Origin of the sequence: Enterobacter cloacae complex sp. IR5441 (genome assembly GCF_049238215.1) — a bacterium.
Lineage (GTDB): Bacteria > Pseudomonadota > Gammaproteobacteria > Enterobacterales > Enterobacteriaceae > Enterobacter > Enterobacter hormaechei_C.
Map to the genome: position 1 here is coordinate 1 of NZ_JBMKIA010000017.1, position 22101 is coordinate 22101.

Annotated in this window: 20 protein-coding genes and 1 pseudogene; 10 read left to right on the forward strand and 11 right to left on the reverse strand. The window is 56.0% G+C overall.

Going from position 1 to position 22101, the window contains the following annotated elements:
- Positions 1-157: 157 nt before the first annotated feature.
- On the forward strand, positions 158-478 hold the full coding sequence (locus ACOTX5_RS17220; RefSeq protein WP_063945191.1) for a hypothetical protein: 321 nt from the start codon (positions 158-160) through the stop codon (positions 476-478).
- Between the two features lie 257 nt (positions 479-735).
- Here ACOTX5_RS17220 and ACOTX5_RS17225 read toward each other — a convergent pair whose 3' ends face one another.
- Positions 736-2019 carry a YeaH/YhbH family protein gene (locus tag ACOTX5_RS17225; RefSeq protein ID WP_023299884.1) on the reverse strand — a complete coding sequence of 428 codons (1284 nt, stop codon included), beginning with the start codon at positions 2017-2019 and terminating at the stop codon, positions 736-738.
- Positions 2020-2108: 89 nt separating this feature from the next.
- Positions 2109-4043, reverse strand: a complete 1935-nt coding sequence (yeaG, locus tag ACOTX5_RS17230; protein ID WP_006809140.1) for a protein kinase YeaG — start codon at positions 4041-4043, stop codon at positions 2109-2111.
- A gap of 432 nt (positions 4044-4475) precedes the next feature.
- Here yeaG and ACOTX5_RS17235 point away from each other — a divergent pair, with 432 nt between their 5' ends.
- Positions 4476-5222 (forward strand): MipA/OmpV family protein, encoded by a 747-nt coding sequence (locus tag ACOTX5_RS17235; protein ID WP_017384691.1) that lies wholly within the window; start codon positions 4476-4478, stop codon positions 5220-5222.
- Between the two features lie 67 nt (positions 5223-5289).
- Here ACOTX5_RS17235 and ACOTX5_RS17240 read toward each other — a convergent pair whose 3' ends face one another.
- Both ACOTX5_RS17240 and gapA read right to left on the reverse strand, forming a co-directional pair.
- The gene (locus tag ACOTX5_RS17240; RefSeq protein ID WP_032104146.1) at positions 5290-6174 is read right to left on the reverse strand and encodes a D-hexose-6-phosphate mutarotase; all 885 of its coding nucleotides are present in this window, start codon (positions 6172-6174) and stop codon (positions 5290-5292) included.
- Positions 6175-6248: 74 nt separating this feature from the next.
- Positions 6249-7244 (reverse strand): glyceraldehyde-3-phosphate dehydrogenase, encoded by a 996-nt coding sequence (gene gapA, locus ACOTX5_RS17245; RefSeq protein WP_006809136.1) that lies wholly within the window; start codon positions 7242-7244, stop codon positions 6249-6251.
- A gap of 341 nt (positions 7245-7585) precedes the next feature.
- Between gapA and msrB the strand changes: the two genes are divergently transcribed.
- Both msrB and ACOTX5_RS17255 read left to right on the forward strand, forming a co-directional pair.
- Positions 7586-7999, forward strand: coding sequence for a peptide-methionine (R)-S-oxide reductase MsrB (msrB, locus tag ACOTX5_RS17250; protein ID WP_047727413.1), 414 nt, complete (start codon positions 7586-7588; stop codon positions 7997-7999).
- Positions 8000-8040: 41 nt separating this feature from the next.
- Positions 8041-8313: a YeaC family protein gene (locus tag ACOTX5_RS17255; RefSeq protein WP_045344204.1), complete on the forward strand. Its 273-nt coding sequence runs from the start codon at positions 8041-8043 to the stop codon at positions 8311-8313.
- Between the two features lie 50 nt (positions 8314-8363).
- Here ACOTX5_RS17255 and ACOTX5_RS17260 read toward each other — a convergent pair whose 3' ends face one another.
- From ACOTX5_RS17260 to sppA, 4 genes are all read right to left on the reverse strand, one after another.
- Positions 8364-9617 carry a glycoside hydrolase family 18 protein gene (locus ACOTX5_RS17260; protein WP_045911631.1) on the reverse strand — a complete coding sequence of 418 codons (1254 nt, stop codon included), beginning with the start codon at positions 9615-9617 and terminating at the stop codon, positions 8364-8366.
- 220 nt (positions 9618-9837) lie between these two features.
- Positions 9838-10479, reverse strand: a complete 642-nt coding sequence (pncA, locus tag ACOTX5_RS17265; protein WP_045338914.1) for a bifunctional nicotinamidase/pyrazinamidase — start codon at positions 10477-10479, stop codon at positions 9838-9840.
- Between the two features lie 9 nt (positions 10480-10488).
- Positions 10489-11505: an asparaginase gene (gene ansA, locus ACOTX5_RS17270; protein ID WP_023303507.1), complete on the reverse strand. Its 1017-nt coding sequence runs from the start codon at positions 11503-11505 to the stop codon at positions 10489-10491.
- Positions 11506-11567: 62 nt separating this feature from the next.
- Positions 11568-13424 carry a signal peptide peptidase SppA gene (sppA, locus tag ACOTX5_RS17275; RefSeq protein ID WP_045911632.1) on the reverse strand — a complete coding sequence of 619 codons (1857 nt, stop codon included), beginning with the start codon at positions 13422-13424 and terminating at the stop codon, positions 11568-11570.
- 167 nt (positions 13425-13591) lie between these two features.
- On the opposite strand from sppA, the gene ACOTX5_RS17280 reads away from it, so the two are divergent.
- The 3 genes from ACOTX5_RS17280 (at position 13592) to ACOTX5_RS17290 (ending at position 17230) form a co-directional block, all read left to right on the forward strand.
- The gene (locus tag ACOTX5_RS17280) at positions 13592-14143 is read left to right on the forward strand and encodes an NAD(P)H nitroreductase (protein ID WP_023296329.1); all 552 of its coding nucleotides are present in this window, start codon (positions 13592-13594) and stop codon (positions 14141-14143) included.
- Positions 14144-14259: 116 nt separating this feature from the next.
- The gene (gene selD, locus ACOTX5_RS17285) at positions 14260-15303 is read left to right on the forward strand and encodes a selenide, water dikinase SelD (protein WP_015570773.1); all 1044 of its coding nucleotides are present in this window, start codon (positions 14260-14262) and stop codon (positions 15301-15303) included.
- Positions 15304-15307: 4 nt separating this feature from the next.
- Positions 15308-17230: a DNA topoisomerase III gene (locus ACOTX5_RS17290; RefSeq protein ID WP_017384681.1), complete on the forward strand. Its 1923-nt coding sequence runs from the start codon at positions 15308-15310 to the stop codon at positions 17228-17230.
- A gap of 92 nt (positions 17231-17322) precedes the next feature.
- Here the strand turns inward: ACOTX5_RS17290 and gdhA are convergent, their stop codons facing one another.
- A complete protein-coding gene (gdhA, locus tag ACOTX5_RS17295) occupies positions 17323-18666 on the reverse strand; it encodes an NADP-specific glutamate dehydrogenase (RefSeq protein WP_015570765.1) in 1344 nt (447 codons plus the stop codon).
- Positions 18667-18891: 225 nt separating this feature from the next.
- On the opposite strand from gdhA, the gene ACOTX5_RS17300 reads away from it, so the two are divergent.
- A complete protein-coding gene (locus ACOTX5_RS17300) occupies positions 18892-19164 on the forward strand; it encodes a YnjH family protein (RefSeq protein WP_003857857.1) in 273 nt (90 codons plus the stop codon).
- Here ACOTX5_RS17300 and ACOTX5_RS17305 read toward each other — a convergent pair.
- Positions 19124-19540, reverse strand: coding sequence for a pyrimidine (deoxy)nucleoside triphosphate diphosphatase (locus tag ACOTX5_RS17305; protein WP_017693607.1), 417 nt, complete (start codon positions 19538-19540; stop codon positions 19124-19126). The two genes, ACOTX5_RS17300 and ACOTX5_RS17305, sit on opposite strands and share 41 nt — an antisense overlap.
- Positions 19541-19615: 75 nt before the next feature.
- Between ACOTX5_RS17305 and ACOTX5_RS17310 the strand changes: the two genes are divergently transcribed.
- Both ACOTX5_RS17310 and ACOTX5_RS17315 read left to right on the forward strand, forming a co-directional pair.
- On the forward strand, positions 19616-20188 hold the full coding sequence (locus ACOTX5_RS17310; protein WP_032670967.1) for a carboxymuconolactone decarboxylase family protein: 573 nt from the start codon (positions 19616-19618) through the stop codon (positions 20186-20188).
- Positions 20178-20795: a CDP-alcohol phosphatidyltransferase family protein gene (locus ACOTX5_RS17315; protein WP_045141483.1), complete on the forward strand. Its 618-nt coding sequence runs from the start codon at positions 20178-20180 to the stop codon at positions 20793-20795. The genes ACOTX5_RS17310 and ACOTX5_RS17315 overlap by 11 nt, the downstream gene beginning before the upstream one ends.
- Here ACOTX5_RS17315 and ACOTX5_RS17320 read toward each other — a convergent pair.
- A pseudogene (locus tag ACOTX5_RS17320) lies at positions 20792-22099 on the reverse strand (sulfurtransferase). The gene ACOTX5_RS17315 and the pseudogene ACOTX5_RS17320 overlap by 4 nt on opposite strands.
- Positions 22100-22101 lie beyond the last annotated feature (2 nt).

The following is a 22101-nucleotide window of genomic DNA, read 5'->3' on the forward strand; positions in this document are numbered from 1 at the left end:
ACAGCTTTATAGAAAAGTTGCGTAGTTTTAACTGGCACTTCACCCGAGCCGACGCCAATGCATGGATAGAGCGCAATCAGCCAGGCTTCGCTGACAAGACGACAGACGGTAGCGATAACCGGTACTGGATCCTGAGAAACATGGGGAGGGTCCTCTGATGGGATTTGCATCACCTGCAACCGATTACGTCGAACGCCAACTTTCTCCATCCGTTCTGTGCAACATAGGGGCCGAAAGCAGGGTGCTTGAAACAGATGTTGGGTTTGCAGTCATTGAGCCAGCCACGAAAAAAAGGCCAGGAGATGTATTGTTAATTTTGTGCGACGGCCACACGCAGTTTGCAAAACTCATTGGCAAGGCGCTAATTACGGATGATGGTGAAGCGATTGAGGGATCAGCGCTTGAAGAAGTGGAAGTGCTGGGTAGGGTGACGTTCTTCATCAATCGTGCATTAGATGATGATTGCCCTGCAATATAGAAAGTTCCCCATGCTTCACTGACGAATAACCAGCCATAAGCGGCTGGTTTTTTGTGTGGTTTGGTCGGAACTAGAGAATTTTAACCTCCATACCATGATGGCATCCTAAAGCTCAAAGGAAGTTTTGCATAATCACTTCTTCAAAATCGCATTCCCCAAAATAAAATTTAAGTGAATGAAAAACATGGAGAAAAATGAGGGTGAAAATGCAATAAAATCAGCCAGAAAAACAGAGTTAACTGGCTGATTAATAACATTTAATTGGAGGTTGTCGAACTCTGCTTCTGGAACAGTTCCCGGAAGACCGGATAGATGTCATCCTGGTCACGGATGTGCTGCATCGCAAAGTTATCGAACATCGCTTGCAGATGCTCATACTCACGCCACAACGTCTGGTGGGCGCGACGGGTAATTTCAATATAGCTGTAGTAACGCACCACCGGCAGGATCTTCTTCGCCAGAATTTCATGACACAGCGGCGAGTCATCCGCCCAGTTATCGCCATCCGATGCCTGCGCGGCGTAGATATTCCACTGCGCCGGATCGTAGCGCTCCTTCACCACCTCGTCCATCAGCTTCAGGGCGCTCGACACGATGGTGCCGCCGGTCTCCTGCGAGTAAAAGAACTCATGTTCATCCACCTCTTTCGCCTGAGTGTGATGGCGGATGTAGACCACCTCCACGTTCTTATACGTTCTGCTCAGGAACAGATAGAGCAGAATATAAAAACGCTTAGCCATATCCTTGGTGGCCTGATCCATTGAACCTGACACGTCCATCAGGCAGAACATTACTGCCTGGCTGGAAGGCTCCGGCCGTTTTTCGTAGTTCTTGTAGCGCAGGTCGAACGTGTCGATAAACGGCACCCGATCGATCTTCGCCCGCAGTTCGGCGATCTCTTTTCGCAGGCGCTCCTCTTCCAGCAGTTGCGCCGGTTCGGTGTTTTCCACCACTTTCAGGCTGGTTTCCAGCTCGCGCAGTTCGCGCCGTTTGCCTGCCGTCATCGCCGTGCGTCGCGCCAGCGAGTTTTGCAGTGAACGCACCACGCTGATGTTGGCGGGCACCCCGTTTGCGGTATAACCCGCTCGATGGGTTTTGTATTCGTTGAGCTGACGGTGCTGATTCTTTCTCAGATTCGGCAGGGCCAGATCCTCAAACAGCAGGTCGAGATATTCGTCTTTTGAAATCTGAAAGACGAACTCGTCCTGGCCTTCACCGTCCTGGCTGGCCTGTCCCTGACCGCTGCCAGAACCGCCGCCTCCGCCTTGGGGCCGCTCGATTCTGTCATTCTGGACGAAGTGGTCATTACCTGGGTGCACACGATGGCGAAGGCCGCCACGCCCCTGATGAAACATCGGTTCGCTGATGTCATCGTTAGGGATGGAGACGGATTCGCCGCTGTCGACGTCGGTCACCGAGCGTTTGTTGATGGCCTCGGAGATCGACTGTTTAATTTGCGCTTTATAACGGCGCAAGAAGCGCTGGCGATTCACCGTGCTCTTGTTTTTGCCGTTAAGACGCCGGTCAATAAACCAGGTCATATATCCCCCGTACTGCATTTGCCAACTTGCAGCGTCCGTAAGTACCGGACATTTTGTTGGCCCGGTAAGCGCGTTACCGGGCACTTGTTTTAAGACGATTTACGCACGCGCAGATACCATTCACAGAGCAGGCGGACCTGTTTGCGGGTATAGCCTTTTTCCATCATACGGTCGACAAAATCGTCGTGCTTTTTCTGCTCGTCGGTTGAGGTTTTGGCGTTGAACGAGATGACCGGCAACAGCTCTTCCGTGTTAGAGAACATTTTCTTCTCTATAACCGTGCGCAGTTTTTCGTAGCTGGTCCAGTTCGGATTGCGGCCGTTGTTATGCGCTCTGGCGCGCAGCACGAAGTTCACAATCTCGTTTCGGAAGTCTTTCGGATTGCTGATCCCGGCTGGTTTCTCGATTTTTTCAAGTTCCGCGTTCAGGGATTCACGGTCAAACAGCTGGCCGGTATCCGGGTCGCGATACTCCTGATCCTGGATCCAGAAGTCAGCGTAGGTGACGTACCGGTCGAAGATGTTCTGGCCGTATTCGGAATAGGATTCCAGGTAGGCGGTCTGGATCTCTTTGCCGATAAACTCGGCGTATTTCGGGATCAGGTAGCCTTTCAGGAACTCCAGGTAGCGTTCAGCCTGCTCCTGTGGGAACTGTTCACGTTCAATTTGCTGTTCCAGCACGTAGAACAGATGTACCGGGTTGGCGGCCACCTCCGCGTGGTCGAAGTTAAAGACGCGGGAGAGGATCTTAAACGCGAAACGCGTCGACAAACCGTTCATCCCTTCGTCGACCCCGGCGTAATCGCGGTATTCCTGGTACGATTTCGCTTTCGGGTCGGTATCCTTCAGGCTTTCGCCGTCATACACGCGCATTTTTGAGTAGATGCTGGAGTTTTCCGGCTCTTTCAGGCGCGACAGGATCGAGAAGCGCGACAGTGTTTCCAGCGTTCCCGGTGCGCAAGGGGCATGAACCAGCTCACTGTGGTTGAGCAGTTTTTCGTAAATCTTGATCTCCTCGGAGATCCGCAGGCAATAAGGCACTTTGACGATATACACACGGTCAAGGAACGCCTCATTGTTTTTGTTGTTACGGAAGGTCACCCATTCAGATTCGTTAGAGTGGGCAAGGATAATCCCGTTAAACGGCAGGGCGGAAATACCTTCTGTCCCGTTGTAGTTCCCTTCCTGGGTGGCGGTCAGTAGCGGATGCAGCACTTTGATTGGTGCTTTAAACATCTCGACAAATTCCATAATCCCCTGGTTGGCGCGGCACAGCGCACCGGAATAACCGTAGGCATCCGGGTCGTTTTGCGCGTGATGCTCCAGCTTACGGATATCGACTTTACCCACCAGCGCCGAGATATCCTGGTTGTTCTCGTCACCGGGTTCAGTTTTAGCGATGGCGATCTGCTCGAGGATAGACGGCCACACTTTCACGACGCGGAACTTGGTGATGTCCCCGCCAAACTCGTGCAGACGTTTTGCCGCCCACGGCGACATGATCGTACCGAGATAGCGATGCGGAATGCCAAACTCTTTTTCCAGAATTTGCGCATCCTCTTGCGGATTAAACAGGCACAGCGGATGGTCATTGACCGGGCTGCGTTCGCCGTTGGCGCTCAGCACATAGATCGGCACGCGCTGCATCAGCGCTTTCAGCCGTTCAGCCAGGGAGGATTTACCCCCACCGACAGGACCCAGCAGGTAAAGGATCTGTTTCTTCTCTTCCAGCCCCTGAGCGGCATGCTTCAGGTAGGAGACGATCTGCTCAATGGCGTCTTCCATGCCATAGAACTCTTCAAACGCCGGGTATCGGGCGACCACCCGATTCGAAAATAGACGGGAAAGCCGTGGCTCCAGGGCAGTATCAACCATGTTTGGCTCACCAATAGCCATCAATAGCCGTTCTGCCGCATTGGCATAGGCACTGCGATCTTGCCGACAAATGGTAAGAAACTCCTGCAGTGTGAACTCTTCGTCCTTGGCAGCTTCGTAGCGCTGGCGATAGTGATCGAATATATTCATGGCATGCCGTCCTTTCGTTTTTTAGCACAGGATAAGAGCCGTTCGTATGAGTAGTGGAGGCTCCCGGAAGAGAATTTTTCGCACCTCACTGCCAGAGCAGCAACCTGTGTGCCAGGTCGAAGGCTATGAACCGCAGGGTGTTCAGCAAAACCTCTTCTTAAATTAAAGCGTAGATGGCAATTGCAAAACTTGCATACGGATAAAATCTACTTTCAATGACATATCAATAACTCATCCAAAAATTTCCACTGCGGTTATAAGCGAAAAGTGGGTTTTTCATTTATCGGTCACATAAATGAAAGCGGGATGTCATCTGAAAAATGAAAAATAACGGGTTAATCAAACGGATTAGCGTGCAAAAAATTTTGGGATGTACGGGAATGGCGGTTACACTTCACCCGCTGATTATTTGACTACAGGAAAGAATGGATTGTGACCAAACTCAAACTTCTGGCATTGGGCATCCTTGCCGCTACCGCAGCGAGCACCGTACAGGCTGAGAGCCAGTGGACTGTTGGCGCGGGTGCTGGCGTGATTAACAGCCCGTACAAGCAGTATGACCGCGACGTTTATCCTGTCCCCGTTGTCACCTATGAAGGCGATAACTTCTGGTTCCGTGGGTTGGGCGGTGGCTACTATCTGTGGAACGATACGGCCGATAAGCTCTCCATCATGGCCTATTACGATCCAACGCACTTTAAACCAGGCGACAGCGACAGCAATGCGCTTCGTCAGCTGGACAAACGCAGAAGCTCACTGATGGCGGGGCTTTCTTACGTCCATAATACCGAGTATGGCTTCCTGCGCACTGCGCTGGCGGGCGATACCCTGGACAACAGCAACGGCTTCATCTGGGATCTGGCGTGGCTTTATCGTTATACCAACGGCGCAGTGACGCTGACGCCGGGTATCGGTGTGCAGTACAGCAGCGAGAATTACAACGACTACTACTATGGCGTATCTAAAGCGGAGTCTCGCCGCAGTGGTCTGAAGAGCTACAGCGCGGATGATGGCTGGGATCCGTACCTGGAACTCACCGCCTCGTATAACTTCCTCGGTGACTGGAATGTGTACGGTACTGGCCGTTACATTCGTCTGAGCGATGAAGTGAAAGACAGCCCGATGGTCGACAAGTCCTGGTCTGGCATCTTCTCCGTGGGTGTGACCTACAAGTTCTGACCAGAACGTGATGCATTAAAACGGGGCGCTAGCGCCCCGTTTGTTTTTTTATGATGCCTGAACAATATTAGCGCTTCACAATCTTGATCGTCTGGCCTAAGCGGGACGGTTTTTCTTCGCTGGTTTTCTGCGGCGCGGTCACGCACGCGGTTTCCACACACACGAAGGTCTTGTAACCGTCATCCGGGATATCCGCCATGCTGACGGAAAGGGCAGGGCCCGGGTTCCAGCCCACCACGTTGCTGTGGTGGTGATGAACCACATCAATACCGCGGTTCAGCGCGCTGTCGTGGATGACGCTACAGGCTTCCGGGTGCAGATACACGCGGTCGGTACGATCCGGGAAAGTCTGCACGCCGTCGTCCAGCTTGCCTTCTTTCGCGTTATCCACTTTGTCGATAAAGGTATCGCCAAGTCCGCTCACCTTAACGGCCTGAATGTCGCCTACGTTGAAATAGGTGTGCAGGGCGGACGTTGTTTCGAATTCGCCGTGCGCTTCCAGTTCAATTTCGCAGGTTTTACCCAGCTTGAAGCGGGCATACAGGGTGAACTCGTGTGGCCACAGGGCACGCGTTTCATCATTCGCCTGGAGTTCAAAGGTCAACACCGCACCGTTTTCATCTTCGTTGTGGGCTTTCAGCGTCCACTGCTGGTTACGGGCGAAACCGTGTGAGGGTAAACCCTGCTGCGCTGACGGGCCAAACCATGGCCAGCAGATCGGTACGCCGCCGCGGATCGCCGCCCCTTTTTTGAACGAGGTGGCCTCGCTCAGCCACAGGCCTTCTTCTTCACCTTCTGGTTTCCAGGAGAGCAGGTGGGCACCATTGAGCGCTACGGAGGCTTTAACGCGCGGATGATCAACGACGATGATATCAGCACCGTCGATCTGACGGCGGGAGAGCACAGGGGTAAGTTGTTCGACTACCGGAAGTGCAAAAATTTTATTAATCATTAAGCAATCCTCTGTCTAAAAACAATAAAAAAGGCGACCGAAGTCGCCTTTTAGGATCAAGCACTCATCTCAACTTATTTGGAGATGTGAGCGATCAGGTCCAGTACTTTGTTAGAGTAGCCAGTTTCGTTGTCGTACCAGGAAACCAGTTTCACAAAGTTGTCGTTCAGTGCGATACCTGCTTTAGCATCGAACACGGAAGTGCACACTTCGCCGTTGAAATCGGTAGATACAACGTCGTCTTCGGTGTAACCCAGAACGCCTTTCATTGGGCCTTCGGAAGCAGCTTTGATTGCTTTCTTAATTTCTTCATAAGAAGCAGCTTTTTCCAGACGAACGGTCAGGTCAACAACGGATACGTTAGGAGTTGGAACGCGGAACGCCATACCAGTCAGTTTGCCATTCAGTTCTGGCAGTACTTTACCTACTGCTTTAGCAGCACCGGTAGAAGATGGGATGATGTTCTGAGCCGCGCCACGGCCGCCGCGCCAGTCTTTGTGAGACGGGCCATCAACGGTTTTCTGAGTAGCGGTGGTTGCGTGAACGGTAGTCATCAGACCTTCGATGATGCCGAAGTTGTCGTTGATAACTTTAGCCAGCGGTGCCAGGCAGTTGGTGGTGCAGGATGCGTTGGAAACGATGTCCTGGCCAGCGTAAGTTTCGAAGTTTGCACCGCGAACGAACATTGGGGTGTTGTCCTTGGAAGGACCAGTCAGAACAACTTTCTTCGCACCCGCAGTGATGTGTTTACGTGCAGTTTCGTCGGTCAGGAAGATACCGGTAGCTTCAGCTACAACGTCAACACCGATTTCGTTCCATTTCAGGTTAGCTGGGTCTTTCTCAGCAGTAACGCGGATGGTTTTGCCATTAACAACCAGGTGGCCGTCTTTCACTTCAACGGTGCCGTCGAAACGACCGTGAGTTGAGTCGTACTTCAGCATGTACGCCATGTATTCAGCGTCCAGGAGATCGTTGATACCAACGATTTCGATGTCAGAACGTTTCTGAGCAGCACGGAAAACAATACGGCCGATACGGCCAAAACCGTTGATACCTACTTTGATAGTCATATATTCCACCAGCTATTTGTTAGTGAATAAAAGGTTGCCTGTAAAATTACAAAAACCTTACGCAGCGTCAAGCGGAATCGTGTCAATCATTGCGACAAATCAATCCTGTGACTAACGTTTGTGCGACTGACTCGCCTCACTTTCCCTTTGAGCTAGCAACCACATGGGGGCTGCGCCCGGAATTTTAAAGGCCTCGCAGGATTAAAATGTGAAATTGATCACAATTGCCTGACCGCCTTTTCGCGACACATAAGTTTAGAACAAAAGTGCACGCGCGGGTGTTAATGTTTTGTTAGAATCTGGGTTAAAAGATGTCTGTTTCAACAGCGAGATGTAAGCATATGTCGAACCAACGTAACCCCGACGATTTGAAAAAAAACCTTACAGAGATGCAGTATTACGTGACGCAAAATCACGGCACAGAACCGCCGTTTTCCGGGCGTTTGCTGCACAATAAACGGGAAGGCGTCTACCACTGCCTGGTGTGTGATGCACCGCTGTTTAACTCCCAGACGAAGTACGATTCTGGCTGCGGCTGGCCGAGCTTTTACGAGCCTGTCAGCGATGATGCGATCCGCTACCTGACGGACACCTCGCACGGCATGGTGCGCACCGAAATTCGCTGCGGGAACTGTGACGCCCATCTCGGGCATGTCTTCCCGGATGGCCCGCAGCCGACGGGGGAGCGTTTCTGCGTAAATTCGGCTTCCATGAGCTTTACCGATGATGAAAACGGCGACCAGACCAAGGGTTGAAAAAACGATTCAGCAAATTATTCCTTTGAAAGGGAGAGATCATGAATATTGATGACATGATTGCAAGTATGACCCCGGAGGTTTATCAGCGTCTGGTAACGGCCGTTGAGCTGGGAAAATGGCCGGACGGTGTGGCGCTCACACCTGAGCAAAAAGAGAACAGTTTGCAGCTGGTGATGCTGTGGCAGGCGCGTCACAATACCGACGCCCAGCACATGACCATCGACACTAACGGTCAGATGGTGATGAAAAGCAAGCGCGAGCTGAAAGAAGAGTTCGGCATCGCGCCGAAGCCGATTGCGACCTTCAAATAAAGCTCCCATGTAGGCTGGGTAAGCGCTAGCGCCACCCGGCACACTACATCTTAGTGCGGGATCCCAAGCGACTCCGCCAGCTGTTTCGCGAGCTGGTTTTCGTCGTCAGCCCCATACTCCCAGAACATGGCGCCAGCCAGACCTTTCTCCTTAATGTAATCCGCTTTGATCGCCACGGAGCGCGGGTTCTCAAAGGAAATCGCAAACAGCGCCTTCCCGTCGGCGGATTTCACCGACAGCCACGGCACCTTCGCCTGTTCGTCCCAGTGCTCGGTAAAGCGTTTCTGCGGATCGTTCAGCAGCTTGCGGACGATATCGTTGTATTTCACATAGGTATCTTTGGTCAGATCATAGCCAAGCGATTTGAACAGGCCCAGTTCCTGCGGCCCGAAGTAGGGCTGCGTCACCGGATTGTTCTGCGCGTCCGGTTTGCTCCAGTCGATACCCGGTTCAACGGCGCGCTTCGGCACGCGCCCATAGAAACCAATTCCGAGGTTCATCTGCTGCGGCTTCAGCCCGGCGGCCAGATAGTTATTCACCACAAAATCGACGCTGTACTTGTCTGCGGCAGCCACCGTTGGCCAGGCGCTGGAGTCATACAGATTCGCGTTAAAATACTGAGTACCGTACGCCATGTCGTAGGTCATCAGGTTGATGTAATCGAGCAGGGGGGCAATGGCTTTCACATCCACCCAGCTTTTCGGACTTTCCGCATTCGCGCCCACCGCAATCGTGACCAGCTTTTTCTTACCAAACGCGTCACGCATCTCTTTTAACAGCGCGGTGAAATTATCCCGGTCGGCAGGGGTGCTCTCGACCAGTCCCCACGCGCCGTTGACCGGATATTCCCAGTCCAGGTCGATCCCGTCCAGGCCGTATTTACTGACGATCTCCTGCGCGGAGCGAATAAATACCGCGCGACTCTCTTTGGTTGCCGCTGCGCCAGAAAAACCACGCGCGCCCCAGCCGCCAACGGAAAGCAGGACTTTCAGGTTCGGGTTTTGTTTACGAAGCTGAGGAAGTAACGCCAGATCGGATGCCACCTTAGGTGATAACCAGATTTGATGCAGTTTTGCCGGATCTTTCAGCGCGGCGTTGGTTTCGTCTTTCTCGTTGTTATAGACCAGACCAAACGAGTAGTTGAGGTGGGTGATCTGGCGGACGTCGAGTTTATTAATATCGCCACCCGGTCCGGCGGTAACATCGCCACCGCCATTGAAGTAACCCACGGACATCAGGGGCGCGGCGGAAGCCAGTGACGCGCAAAGCAAGGGTAATGCTGCCAGCAAGGGCAAACGTTTCATATAATTTCCTCTTTGACTGAATAAAAATAACCACGCCACAGAAAAGGCGTGGCGAAAAAACAGCCTGAAGAGAATAGCATCGCCGTTTCGCTTGTGATGCGAGGGAGTTCACTTTATGGGGATTGGGGAAGAAATGCCGGGTGGCGCTGACGCTTACCCGGTCTACAAAACCAGAGAAAGTAGGCCGGGTAAGGCGAAGCCGCCACCCGGCTAAAAAAGCTTACGCCTGCGTCTCCAGCCAGTCAGCCAGCGTATACAGCGTTGCGCCTTCTGCGGCCATATCCATAAACGCCTGAGCGCTGTCATGCGGCTGAATATTCACCCCGCGACAGCCGTCGGTGATGACATTCACGGTATAGCCCAACTGGAGCGCATCCAGCACGGTGAACTTCACGCAGTAATCCGTCGCCAGGCCCAGCACAATCAGCTCGGTGATCTCATGGTGGCGCAACCACGCGTCCAGCGCCGTCTTCTGACGATGACCGTTATCAAAGAACGCGCTGTAGCTGTCGATGGTTGGGTTTTCACCTTTGTGGAACACCGCGTCGATGGCCTTCTGGTTCAGCAGCGGATGCAGCTCAGCGCCTTCCGTCTGCTGGACGCAGTGATCGGGCCAGAAGGTTTGCGCCAGCCCGTCCAGTTCGCCCTGGCTGTAAGGCTCAACGTTGTGCTGGCTGGCAAAGCTGCCGTGGTTTGCCGGATGCCAGTCCTGACTCGCCACCACCGCTTCACCACGAGCTTTACACCACTCAATCAGCGAATTCGCGACGTCTACGGTGCTGTCGCCTTCCGCAACGGCCAGCGCACCGCCCGCACAGAAATCATTTTGCAAATCGACCAGTAACAGGGCGCGTTGCTTCATGGGACCTCCTTATTCGTCCGGCGTCAGTTCACCGCGCAGGTTTTGCATCATGGCGCGGCGAATGGAATCAATATCCAGATCCTGACTCAGTAAATAGTGAAGTTTAGTCAGCGTTGCCTCAACGGTCATATCGAAACCACTGATCACGCCAGCGTGCGCCAGGGCATTACCGGTGGCGTAGCCGCCCATATTGACTTTGCCGGACATACACTGGGTGAGGTTGACCACCACAATCCCGCGATCGCTCGCCTCCTGAAGCTCTTTCAGGAATTCACCGTTCTGCGGGGCGTTACCCACACCATAGGAGCGCAGGATCAGCGCCTTCACCGGCTGGCGCAGGAAGTTGCGCACCACGTCGGCGGAAATACCCGGATAAATCGTCACCACGCCGATCGGCTGCGGGGTGATCGGGTGAACGATCAGTTCGCCTGCGGTATTTGGCGCGGGCGGCGTGCCCAGACGACGGATATGGATCCCCGCTTCCAGCAGCGGTTGCAGGTTAGGTGAGGCAAAAGCGTCAAAGCCATCGGCGTGCGCTTTAGTGGTACGGTTCCCGCGGTACAGCCGGTTGTTGAAGAACAGCGTTACCTCGTTGATCGGGTAATTAGCGGCCACGTACAGGGAGTTAAGCAGGTTGATCTGCCCGTCTGAACGCAGTTCCGCCAGCGGGATCTGCGAGCCGGTCACGATGACGGGCTTGCTCAGGTTCTCCAGCATGAAGGAGAGCGCCGAGGCGGTGAACGCCATGGTGTCGGTGCCGTGCAGGATCACGAAGCCGTCGTACTGGTCGTAATGGGCTTTAATATCGTCCGCAATATGCTGCCAGTCTTCCGGCGTCATGTCGGAGGAGTCCATCAGCGGCTCATATTCGTGGATGGTAAAGTCCGGCATTTCCGGACGGTGGAATTCAGGCATCAGCGCCAGCTGGCGCTGTAAGTGGCCGGAAACCGGGATATAGCCATTTTCTGAGCGCTGCATACCGATGGTACCGCCGGTATAGGCGACATAAATTGATTTCTTCTGCATGGTAATGAGTTCTTGTTCTTCAAAAGAAAAAATCCCCTCTTCACGGGAAGAGGGGACGGTTTTTAACGCACGTTCGCACAGGTCAGGCAAAACGCGTAGCGGCTTTGTGGATCATTAAAGGCTGCGAGCTTGTCGCTCTCTGCTCTCATGGCTTTCGCCGCGGTCGCCACCGGCGCCGGCAGATAAGCCTGAAGCGCGTCCGGCAGCATGGCACGAACGGAGCCGGACATGCTGTCCATGACCATATCGAAGAACGTTGGTTCGTCCTGATAATAGTCCACGTGCCACTGCTTGAGCTTCGCCAGCTCCGCCGCTTTCTTCACGGCGTCGTCGAAGTCACCCAGGCTGTCTACCAGGCCGTTGCTCTTCGCGTCCTGGCCGGTCCAGACGTGGCCCTGAGCGATCTGGTCAATCTGATCGGGCGTCTTTTTACGGGAGTCCGCAACAAGCGTGATGAAACGTTTATAGCCACTCTCAATGCTGAGCTGCATCATCTCAGACACCTCAGGCGGCAGGGATTTGGTAACGGACACGTCCGCCAGCGGCGAGGTGGAGACCCCGTCGGTGTGGACGCCGAGATAATCCAGGCTGTTCTCTACGGTGTTGATCACGCCGAAGATGCCAATCGAGCCGGTCAGCGTGCTTGGGTTAGCCACAATGTAGTTGGCTGGCGTCGAGATCCAGTAGCCCCCGGAAGCCGCCATGCCGCCCATCGAGACCACTACCGGCTTGCCCGCGGCGCGCGCGGCGGCCAGTTCAGCACGGATCACTTCAGAGGCGCTGACGCTGCCGCCAGGGCTGTTCACCCGCAGGACAATCGCCTTCACTTTCGGATCCAGGCGCGCATCGCGGATCTGCGACGCGGTGGTGTCCCCGCCGACGTTCCCCGGCGTTTCTTCGCCATCCATAATGGCCCCGTTAGCAAACACCACGGCGATGCTGTCACCGCTGTCGTCCGGCTTTTTCGCGGCGTAGTCATACATGCTGATGGCGCTGTAGTTTTTATCCTCTTTACTCCAGCCGAACTGTTTGGTCAGCGCTTTTTCAATTTCAGCGCTGGAACCCAGCTGATCGACCAGTTTGTTATCAAGCGCGTATTTCGCTGTATCGCCGTCCACCATGCGCAGGCCGTCCAGCACGCCGCGCGCGCCCGGGAAGACCTGCTCAGCGGTAATCTGACGGTTAGCGGCAATGGTGCCGAGGTAGTTCTGCCACAGCTCGCCAATCCAGCGGCTGTCCGCTTCACGGGCGGCAGGGGACATATCATCGCGGATAAACGGCTCCACGGCGGATTTATAGGTCCCGACGCGGAAGACGTGGGTAGTGACCTTCAGCTTGTCGAGCAGCGTTTTGTAGTACAGACCGTTAGTGGCGAAGCCATGCAGATCGACCGTGCCCTGTGGCGAAAGCCAGATCTTATTGGCAAAGCTCGCCAGATAATATTGTCCCTGGGTGTAGCTGTCGCCAATGGCAATAACCGGTTTACCGCTGTCGCGGAATTCGCGCAGCGCCTTACCGATGTACTGCATTGACGGCTGATCGGCGCCGGCAAAATCTTTCAGGTCCAGCACGATACCGGTAATGTTACGATCGTCTTTAGCCTGACGGATGGTGTCGACGATATCAAACAGGGAGTTTTCCTGAAGACGGTCTGACGTTGCGCCGAACAGCTGGCGACCAATCACGCCCAGACGGTTGCTGGTCGATGGCTTATCAACAATCACCCCGGTGATATCGAGTAACAGCGCGCCGCGCGTCGAATGCTGCGACTGGTTTGCGTTGCTGATATGCATCCAGATACCTGCGCATACCAGGACCAGGAAGATGAAGAAGATGTTCATCACCAGGTTGCGGACGAAGTTGAGCAGTCGCCACGTCCATTTAAAGAAACCGGCAAAGATTCGCCAAAGGGTTCGCATGTATTCTCCCTAACCAGAAAAGGACTGTTTCCGTCGCCACGGGACGGTAATGTGCGGTTATCGTAATGACCCAACCGCCACTTGTCAGCAGGAATCGCCTGCCACGCTGTAACAAATTCTGCTGTCGTGTTAATTTTGTGAGTAAATTTCATGAAAGGAGTTAACCAATGGACGCACTTGAACTGCTTGTTAACCGTCGTAGCGCTTCCCGCCTGGCCGAACCGGCACCCGTCGGCGAGCAGCTGGAAAACATTCTGCGTGCCGGAATGCGTGCGCCGGACCATGGCACATTGCAGCCGTGGCACTTCTTTATCATTGAAGGCGAAGGGCGCGACCGCTTCAGCCAGCTGCTGGAGCAGGGGGCTGTTGCCGCAGGCCAGGATGAGAAGGGGATTGATAAAGCCCGCAGTGCGCCATTCCGCGCGCCGATGATCATCGCTGTCGTGGCGAAATGTCAGGCCGACCATAAGGTGCCGGTCTGGGAGCAGGAAATGTCCGCAGGCTGCGCGGTAATGGCGATGCAAATGGCCGCCGTCGCGCAGGGCTTCAATGGCATCTGGCGCACCGGACCGCTGACCGAGAGTTCGGTCGTGCGTGATGGCTTTGCCTGTGGTGAGCACGATAAAATTGTCGGCTTCCTCTATCTTGGCACCCCGCAGCTTAAAGCCTCCAGCACCATCAGCGTGCCAGACACCACGCCTTTCGTCAGCCGTTTCTGATAAGCCGCGCTAAACTGTCTGGATTCTGAGCATCCGCCGCAGAATTCAGACAGTCATACTTACCTCTTTATGGAATGAGCGCTACCATAGCGCGATTGAGATGACAGGAGACGTCCATGAGCGAGCAAACCATTCGTTTAACGCAATACAGCCACGGAGCCGGTTGCGGTTGTAAAATTTCCCCGAAAGTGCTGGAGACCATCCTGCACAGTGAACAGGCGAAGTTTGTCGACCCGAACCTGCTTGTCGGTAACGAAACGCGTGACGATGCAGCGGTTTATGACCTGGGTAACGGCACCAGCATTATCAGCACTACTGACTTCTTTATGCCGATTGTCGACAACCCGTTCGACTTCGGGCGCATTGCGGCCACCAACGCCATCAGCGATATCTTTGCGATGGGCGGTAAACCGATTATGGCGATCGCCATTCTGGGCTGGCCGATTAACACCCTCCCGCCGGAGATTGCCCGCGACGTGATCGAAGGCGGACGCTTTGCCTGCCAGCAGGCGGGTATTGCCCTGGCCGGTGGTCACTCTATCGATGCGCCGGAGCCGATCTTCGGCCTGGCCGTCACCGGCGTGGTGCCGACCGAGCGCGTGAAGCGCAACAGCACGGCGCAACCGGGCTGCAAATTGTTCCTCACCAAGCCGCTGGGCATTGGCGTACTGACCACTGCCGAGAAGAAATCCCTGCTGAAGCCCGAGCATATCGGTCTGGCAACGGAAGTGATGTGCCAGATGAACCTCGCCGGTGCGGCATTCGCCAATATCGACGGCGTGAAGGCCATGACCGACGTGACCGGTTTTGGTCTGCTGGGGCACCTCTCTGAAGTCTGTCAGGGCGCGGGCGTGCAGGCGCAGGTCTGGTATCAGGATGTGCCTAAGCTGCCGGGCGTGGAAGAGTACATTGCTCAGGGCGCAGTGCCGGGCGGGACGCAGCGCAACTTCGCCAGCTACGGCCATTTAATGGGCGAAATGCCGGAAGCGTGGCGTAACCTGCTGTGCGATCCGCAAACCTCCGGCGGCCTGCTGCTGGCGGTGACGCCGGAAGCTGAAGCTGACGTTCAGGCGACGGCTGCCGAGTTTGGCATCACCCTGACGGCCATTGGTGAGCTGGTGACCGCCCGCGGTGGTCGACCGATGATTGAGATCCGTTAATTCGATGCGGTTGTTTATTGCCGAAAAGCCGAGTCTGGCGCGTGCCATCGCCGATGTGCTGCCCAGGCCGCATCGCAAAGGCGACGGCTTTATCGAATGCGGTAACGGGCAGGTGGTCACCTGGTGTATCGGTCACCTGCTTGAACAGGCGCAGCCGGATGTCTACGACAGCCGCTACGCCCGCTGGAATCTCAACGATCTACCGATTGTGCCGGAAAAATGGCGTCTCCAACCGCGTCCTTCCGTCACCAAACAGCTCAACGTCATTAAGCGCTTCCTGCATGAGGCGACGGAAGTGGTCCACGCGGGTGACCCGGACAGGGAAGGGCAACTGCTGGTCGATGAAGTGCTGGACTACCTGGAGCTGGCGCCGGAAAAGCGCCAGCAGGTGCAGCGCTGCCTGATCAACGACCTCAACCCTCAGGCGGTAGAGCGGGCCATTTCACGCCTGCGCGCCAACAGCGAATTTATTCCCCTGTGTGTCTCCGCGCTGGCGCGTGCCCGTGCGGACTGGCTGTACGGGATCAACATGACCCGCGCCTACACCATTCTCGGGCGCAACGCGGGTTATCAGGGCGTACTCTCCGTCGGTCGTGTCCAGACACCGGTGCTGGGGCTGGTGGTGCGTCGCGACGAAGAGATCGAAAATTTCGTCGCCAAAGACTTCTTCGAAGTCAAAGCGCATATCGTCACGCCGAAAGACGAACGCTTTACCGCCGTCTGGCAGCCAAGCGATGCCTGTGAGTCATATCAGGACGAAGAGGGACGGCTGCTGCATCGCCCGCTGGCGGAGCACGTGGTCAACCGCATTACCGGCCAGCCCGCAATCGTCACCAGCTATAACGACAAACGGGAAACGGAGCCCGCACCGCTGCCGTTCTCCCTTTCGGCGTTGCAGATTGAGGCGGCTAAGCGCTTTGGTCTTAGCGCACAGAACGTGCTCGATATCTGCCAGAAGCTCTACGAAACCCACAAGCTGATCACCTATCCGCGTTCGGACAGCCGCTATCTGCCGGAAGAACACTTCGCCGGACGCCACTCGGTGATGAATGCCATTGGCGTCCATGCGCCGGATCTGTTGCCGCAACCGGCGGTAAACCCGGATACCCATAACCGCTGCTGGGACGATAAAAAAGTCGATGCTCACCACGCGATAATCCCGACGGCGCGCACCAGCAACGTCAACCTGACCGACAACGAAGCAAAGGTCTATAACCTGATCGCACGTCAGTATCTGATGCAGTTCTGCCCGGACGCGGTGTTCCGCAAGTGCGTTATTGAACTGGAGATTGCCAAAGGCAAATTTATCGCCAAAGCGCGTTTCCTCGCGGAAGCGGGCTGGCGCACGCTGCTCGGCAACAAAGAGCGTGACGAAGAGAACGACGGCACGCCGCTGCCGGTCGTGGCCAAAGGCGACGAACTGCTGTGCGAGAAGGGCGAAGTGGTTGAACGACAAACTCAGCCGCCGCGCCATTTCACCGACGCGACGCTGCTGTCGGCCATGACCGGCATCGCCCGTTTTGTGCAGGATAAAGATCTGAAGAAGATCCTGCGCGCCACCGACGGTCTGGGGACGGAGGCGACCCGCGCGGGGATCATCGAACTGCTCTTTAAGCGCGGCTTCCTGGAGAAAAAGGGACGTTACATCCATTCAACAGAACCGGGCCGGGCGCTAATTCATTCGCTGCCGGAGCTGGCCGCCAGGCCGGACATGACCGCGCACTGGGAGTCGGTGCTGACGCAGATCAGCGAAAAGCAGTGCCGTTATCAGGACTTTATGCAGCCGCTGGTAGGGACGCTTTATCAGCTGATTGACCAGGCGCGCAGTACGCCAGTGAAGCGATTCCGGGGAATGGTCGCCCCGGGCGGCGGGGCGAAGAAACCGTTCAAAAAGAAGAAAAGCGCAGCCAAAAATACAACCGCTTAAACCGTAGGCCGGGTAAGGCGAAGCCGCCACCCGGCGAAAAGCCCGGTGGCGCTAACGCTTACCGGGCCTACAAGGGCGAGAATGCAGCGAAACTAAATCACACCCTGTCCGATCATCGCATCGGCCACCTTCACGAACCCGGCGATATTCGCCCCGCGCACGTAGTTAGTTTGCGAGGCCTCGCCGCCGTACTCCACGCAGGCGTGATGAATATCGAGCATGATGTGGTGCAGACGGGCATCCACTTTCTCTGCCTTCCAGCCCATTCTCGCGGCGTTTTGCGCCATTTCCAGACCGGATGTTGCCACGCCGCCAGCGTTCGCCGCCTTGCCTGGCGCAAACAGCACGCCCGCGTCCAGGAACAGGTCGGTCGCTTCAATAGTGGTGGGCATATTTGCCCCTTCCGCTACCGCTTTCACGCCATTGCTAATCAGCGTCCGGGCGGCATCCACGTCCAGTTCGTTTTGCGTCGCGCACGGCAGGGCGATATCCACCGGCACGCCCCACGGCTGTTTACCTTCCAGATAGGTCAGGCCAAATTCACGGGCATAATCCGCTACCCGACCGTCACGGCTGGCTTTGATTTCGCACAGACGCGCCAGTTTTTCTGCCGTAAAGCCAGCTTCATCCACCACGGTACCGCTGGAGTCGGAGGCGGTCACCACGCGCGCGCCAAACGCCATCGCTTTCTCGATAGCGTACTGCGCCACGTTGCCGGAGCCGGAGACCGCCACGCGCATCCCCTCGAAGCTCAGCCCGTGACGCTTAAGCATCGCTTCGGTGAAATAGACCAGACCATAACCCGTCGCTTCCGGGCGAATCAGGCTACCGCCAAACGACAGACCTTTGCCGGTAAAGACGCAGGCGCTGTTGTTGGAGAGCTTTTTCATCATCCCGGCCATAAAGCCCACTTCACGCCCCCCCACGCCGATATCCCCGGCAGGAACGTCGGTATCCGGCCCAAGGTGGCGATAGAGCTCAGTGACCAGCGCCTGGCAGAAGCGCATCACTTCGCCTTCGCTCTTGCCTTTCGGATCGAAATCACTCCCGCCTTTACCGCCGCCCATCGGCAGGGTAGTGAGCGCATTTTTAAAGGTCTGCTCGAAGCCGAGGAATTTCAGAATCGACAGGTTCACCGAGGGGTGGAAGCGCATCCCGCCCTTAAACGGCCCAATGGCGGAGTTAAACTGCACGCGCCACGCGCGGTTGACCTGCACCTGATTGCGGTCGTCCACCCACGCCACGCGGAACTGGATGACGCGCTCCGGCTCTACCAGACGTTCAAGCAGCGCCATCTGACGGTAACGCGGATTTTCCTCAAGGAAGGGCCACAGGGTGGTCATGACTTCACGAACGGCCTGGGCAAACTCGCTTTGGTGCGGGTCGCGCTGCTGAACATGGGCAAGAAAGCTTTCCAGAGAGCGTGTCTGATCCATAGATATAAGAACCTCTTATAATAATTTATGCGTGTGGCGTAGATGTTTTGTGTCGTTTTTTTGACTATACCACCCGCACCGCTTTGAGAGGCAAGCAGAAATTTATGCCGCAAGGGAAATTAATGACAGGGCGCGCGTCATAACCAAAAGCGATGACGAGATAAATTAAAGATCCCGTCCGGATCGACCGTTATAGATATAAACGATGCAAAGGAAATAAAGTCTATGAACCGTTACGCAATGGCCGCGTTATGTTTGATGGTGTCCGCCGGGGCACAGGCTGACCGCATTCGCCCGGATGTCGAGGTCAACGTGCCGCCAGAGGTCTTTAGCGCTGGCGGCCAGCGTGCGCAGCCGTGTAATCAGTGCTGTATCTATCAGGATCAAAACTATTCCGAAGGCGCAGTGGTCAGGGCAGATGGCGTGCTGTTGCAGTGCCAGCGTGATGAACGCACCCTCAGTACAAACCCGCTGGTCTGGCGTCGCGTAAAAGAATAAACGCCTCCAGCAGCGGTATATCCGCCGGGGCTAAAGCATACGTGAACGCGTCTTCTGGCGTGCACCATACCAGCGCCGAGTGATAATGCGCCTTCAGCTGACCGCTAAATTCAGGCACATGCCAGGCGTGGAGGTGAATCAGCCGCTGCGACACCTCCCGCTGGTGGCTTGCCACATACCGCGCGGGCACGGCCTCAATGCCGAGCTCTTCGCGCAGTTCGCGGATCAGCGCTTCCGGCTGGGTCTCACCGGCTTCAACCTTCCCGCCTGCAAATTCCCACATTCCTGGCTGATCGGCATGTTCGGGACGCTGCGCCAGCAAAATCTTGCCCTCTTTTTCGAGGATGGCCGCAACCACATCGAGTGTTTTCAGCATGTTCGTCAATAATTAATAGCGAAAAACGACATATTATCGTGCCCTTCCAAAGAGTCCAGTCATCAGGAGAATCAGGTGAAAGAGACATCCGCCTGGGTTGCGCCCATGGAAACCCTTCCCGTCAGCCTCAGCCCCATCGCCGCCATGCAGAAAAAACACTTCGGCGCGGTGCTGAACCCCACGCGCTGGTGGGGGCGTATGCCGCGTCTTTTCTGGCTGGTGGCGCTATTTGTCGGCTATCTGGAGCGGCGCAAGGCGCGTTTGACGCCGGTTCTGCGATCGCTACTAATGACGCGGATCTCGCAGATCTGCCACTGCGCATTTTGTATTGATGCCAACAGCCTGCGTCTGGCCGAGCGGAGCGGGGCGCTGGATAAAGTGCAGGCCGTCAGCGACTGGCAAAATTCCACCCTGTTCAGCGAAGAGGAGCGCGCGGCGCTGGCCTATGCGGAAGCGGTCACCGCCACGCCACCTCAGGTGGATGAAAATATCAAAAGTCTGCTGAAGCGCCACTTTACGGAAGAGACCATCACCGAAATGACGGCTCTGATTGCCTTTCAGAATCTTTCCGCCCGCTTTAACGCCGCGCTGGATATCCCGGCTCAGGGGCTGTGCGCCACGTTTAAAGGTAAACCGCATGCTGGATAAACATCTGCACCCCCGACTGAAACCCGGGTTAAATCAGCTGGCCGCCGCGCTGGATAGACCGTTTATCACGCCTGATGGCTTAACGCTCGCCGGGTTTGCGATTGGCGTGCTGGCGTTACCGTTTCTGGCGCTGGGCTGGTATCCGGCGGCGCTGATCGCCATTGTGCTGAACCGGCTGCTGGATGGTCTGGACGGCGCGCTGGCGCGTCGCCGTGGCCTGACGGACGCGGGAGGATTTCTTGATATCGCCCTCGACTTCCTGTTCTACGCCCTGGTGCCGTTTGGCTTTGCGCTGGCCGCTCCGGCTGATAACGCGATCGCCGCCGCCTGGCTGCTGTTCGCTTTTATGGGGACGGGCAGCAGTTTTCTGGCCTTTGCCGCGCTGGCGGGGAAGCATGATATCGACAACCCCGGCTATGCGCACAAGTCGCTTTATTACATTGGGGGATTAACGGAAGGAACGGAGACCATCGCGCTGTTTGCGCTGTGCTGCCTGTTTCCGGCGCATTTCGCGCTGTTTGCCTGGACGTTTGGCGCGTTGTGCTGGCTGACCACCACAACGCGCATCTGGAGCGGTTATATCACGCTGAAATCACTTCCCCGCTAGCGTGCGCTCTCCGGTCCGCGCTCCCCGGTGGAGACCGGGTTCTGCGGATGGCTGCTCCATTCGTACCAGCCGCCGTCGTAGACGGCAACGTTCTGCCAGCCCATCGCGCGGGCGTACATAAAGGCTTCAGACGCGCGCCAGCCGGTACCACAGTAAAACGCAACGTGCTGCTCCGGCAGGATATTCCACGTTTTCCACATGGCGGCAATATCATCGGCGCTACGCATGGTGCCATCCGGATTGTGGAAATCTTCCATGTGGGTCGCGTCGCTGCCCGCATGGCCCCAGCGCGCACCGGCAATTTCACCTTTTGGCTTGATATAGCTGTAGCCGCTGGTTAAACCGATAAACTCTGGCCAGGAACGAATGCTCACCAGCGAGGCATCCTGACGGTGCAGCATTCCCCGGGCCTGCTCCATATCCACCATCAGCCGGGGCTGGCCCGGGATCGGCGCGCCAAAATCAGGGGCTGGCTTCACCTTTGCAGGCGTTCCGCGCTCAACGGGCAGGCTGGCGTCGGACCACGCCTTCTAGCCGCCATCCAGAATTCGCACATCCTTCACGCCCGCGTAGAGCATGATCTGCGCCACGCGCGCGGCGGCATACACGTCGCGACCGTACAGAATGACGGTGGTATCGTGACGGATCCCGTGCTTCGCCAGCATCGCTTTCAGCTTTTCGTCAGAGACCTTATTCCACAGCGGTTCGCTTTCCACTTCATTGGTGTCGATATAGCCCGCACCGGGAATGTGGCTCAGGAGATAAAGCTTCGGCGCACCCCAGCCAGCCTCGATCACCTTCCATTCTCCGGCTGGTGCGGCGGTAACGGGTTTGCCCTGCTGCAACTGGCGGATCCACTGCGGATAAACCAGCTGTTCGAAATGCGCCAGACGTTGCAGACGGTCGGATTGTTGCAGGGCATCGCTCAGGGTGGAGACGTGGGTAAAGCCCGCTTTCTCCAGCCGCGCTTTGACGGTCTGGTTGTCATCATCGTTGCCATAGAGCGCAACCGGCATGTCTGGCGTAAGCCGATGTTGTTTTGCCCAGCCGCTGAGCTGTTCATCGCTCATTGCCCCAAGCCAGCTGGCAGAGAGATTAAGCGCGGCGGGTTCATGCCCGGACGTTCCGCTCAGGGTCTGCGGCCAGCCGTTATAGAACGCACTGACGCGCGTATCAATTACCGCGCCGTTTTGCGCCTGGAGCTGGTCCAGCGTGAGGGAGTGGGGCATATCAGCCGCCGTGGAGGAGAGTGAGGCGAGGCCGCAGATCAGGGCCAGCGCGGTCAGTTGAGAAACACGTTTCATCG

Excerpts from the sequence above, each read along its gene's own strand:
- ACOTX5_RS17220 (WP_063945191.1), top strand. The coding sequence starts at position 158 with ATGGGATTTGCATCACCTGCAACCGATTACGTCGAACGCCAACTTTCT.
- ACOTX5_RS17225 (WP_023299884.1), bottom strand. The coding sequence starts at position 2,019 with ATGACCTGGTTTATTGACCGGCGTCTTAACGGCAAAAACAAGAGCACG.
- yeaG (WP_006809140.1), bottom strand. The coding sequence starts at position 4,043 with ATGAATATATTCGATCACTATCGCCAGCGCTACGAAGCTGCCAAGGAC.
- ACOTX5_RS17240 (WP_032104146.1), bottom strand. The coding sequence starts at position 6,174 with ATGATTAATAAAATTTTTGCACTTCCGGTAGTCGAACAACTTACCCCT.
- gapA (WP_006809136.1), bottom strand. The coding sequence starts at position 7,244 with ATGACTATCAAAGTAGGTATCAACGGTTTTGGCCGTATCGGCCGTATT.
- msrB (WP_047727413.1), top strand. The coding sequence starts at position 7,586 with ATGTCGAACCAACGTAACCCCGACGATTTGAAAAAAAACCTTACAGAG.
- ACOTX5_RS17255 (WP_045344204.1), top strand. The coding sequence starts at position 8,041 with ATGAATATTGATGACATGATTGCAAGTATGACCCCGGAGGTTTATCAG.
- ACOTX5_RS17260 (WP_045911631.1), bottom strand. The coding sequence starts at position 9,617 with ATGAAACGTTTGCCCTTGCTGGCAGCATTACCCTTGCTTTGCGCGTCA.
- pncA (WP_045338914.1), bottom strand. The coding sequence starts at position 10,479 with ATGAAGCAACGCGCCCTGTTACTGGTCGATTTGCAAAATGATTTCTGT.
- ansA (WP_023303507.1), bottom strand. The coding sequence starts at position 11,505 with ATGCAGAAGAAATCAATTTATGTCGCCTATACCGGCGGTACCATCGGT.
- sppA (WP_045911632.1), bottom strand. The coding sequence starts at position 13,424 with ATGCGAACCCTTTGGCGAATCTTTGCCGGTTTCTTTAAATGGACGTGG.
- ACOTX5_RS17280 (WP_023296329.1), top strand. The coding sequence starts at position 13,592 with ATGGACGCACTTGAACTGCTTGTTAACCGTCGTAGCGCTTCCCGCCTG.
- selD (WP_015570773.1), top strand. The coding sequence starts at position 14,260 with ATGAGCGAGCAAACCATTCGTTTAACGCAATACAGCCACGGAGCCGGT.
- ACOTX5_RS17290 (WP_017384681.1), top strand. The coding sequence starts at position 15,308 with ATGCGGTTGTTTATTGCCGAAAAGCCGAGTCTGGCGCGTGCCATCGCC.
- gdhA (WP_015570765.1), bottom strand. The coding sequence starts at position 18,666 with ATGGATCAGACACGCTCTCTGGAAAGCTTTCTTGCCCATGTTCAGCAG.
- ACOTX5_RS17300 (WP_003857857.1), top strand. The coding sequence starts at position 18,892 with ATGAACCGTTACGCAATGGCCGCGTTATGTTTGATGGTGTCCGCCGGG.
- ACOTX5_RS17305 (WP_017693607.1), bottom strand. The coding sequence starts at position 19,540 with ATGCTGAAAACACTCGATGTGGTTGCGGCCATCCTCGAAAAAGAGGGC.
- ACOTX5_RS17315 (WP_045141483.1), top strand. The coding sequence starts at position 20,178 with ATGCTGGATAAACATCTGCACCCCCGACTGAAACCCGGGTTAAATCAG.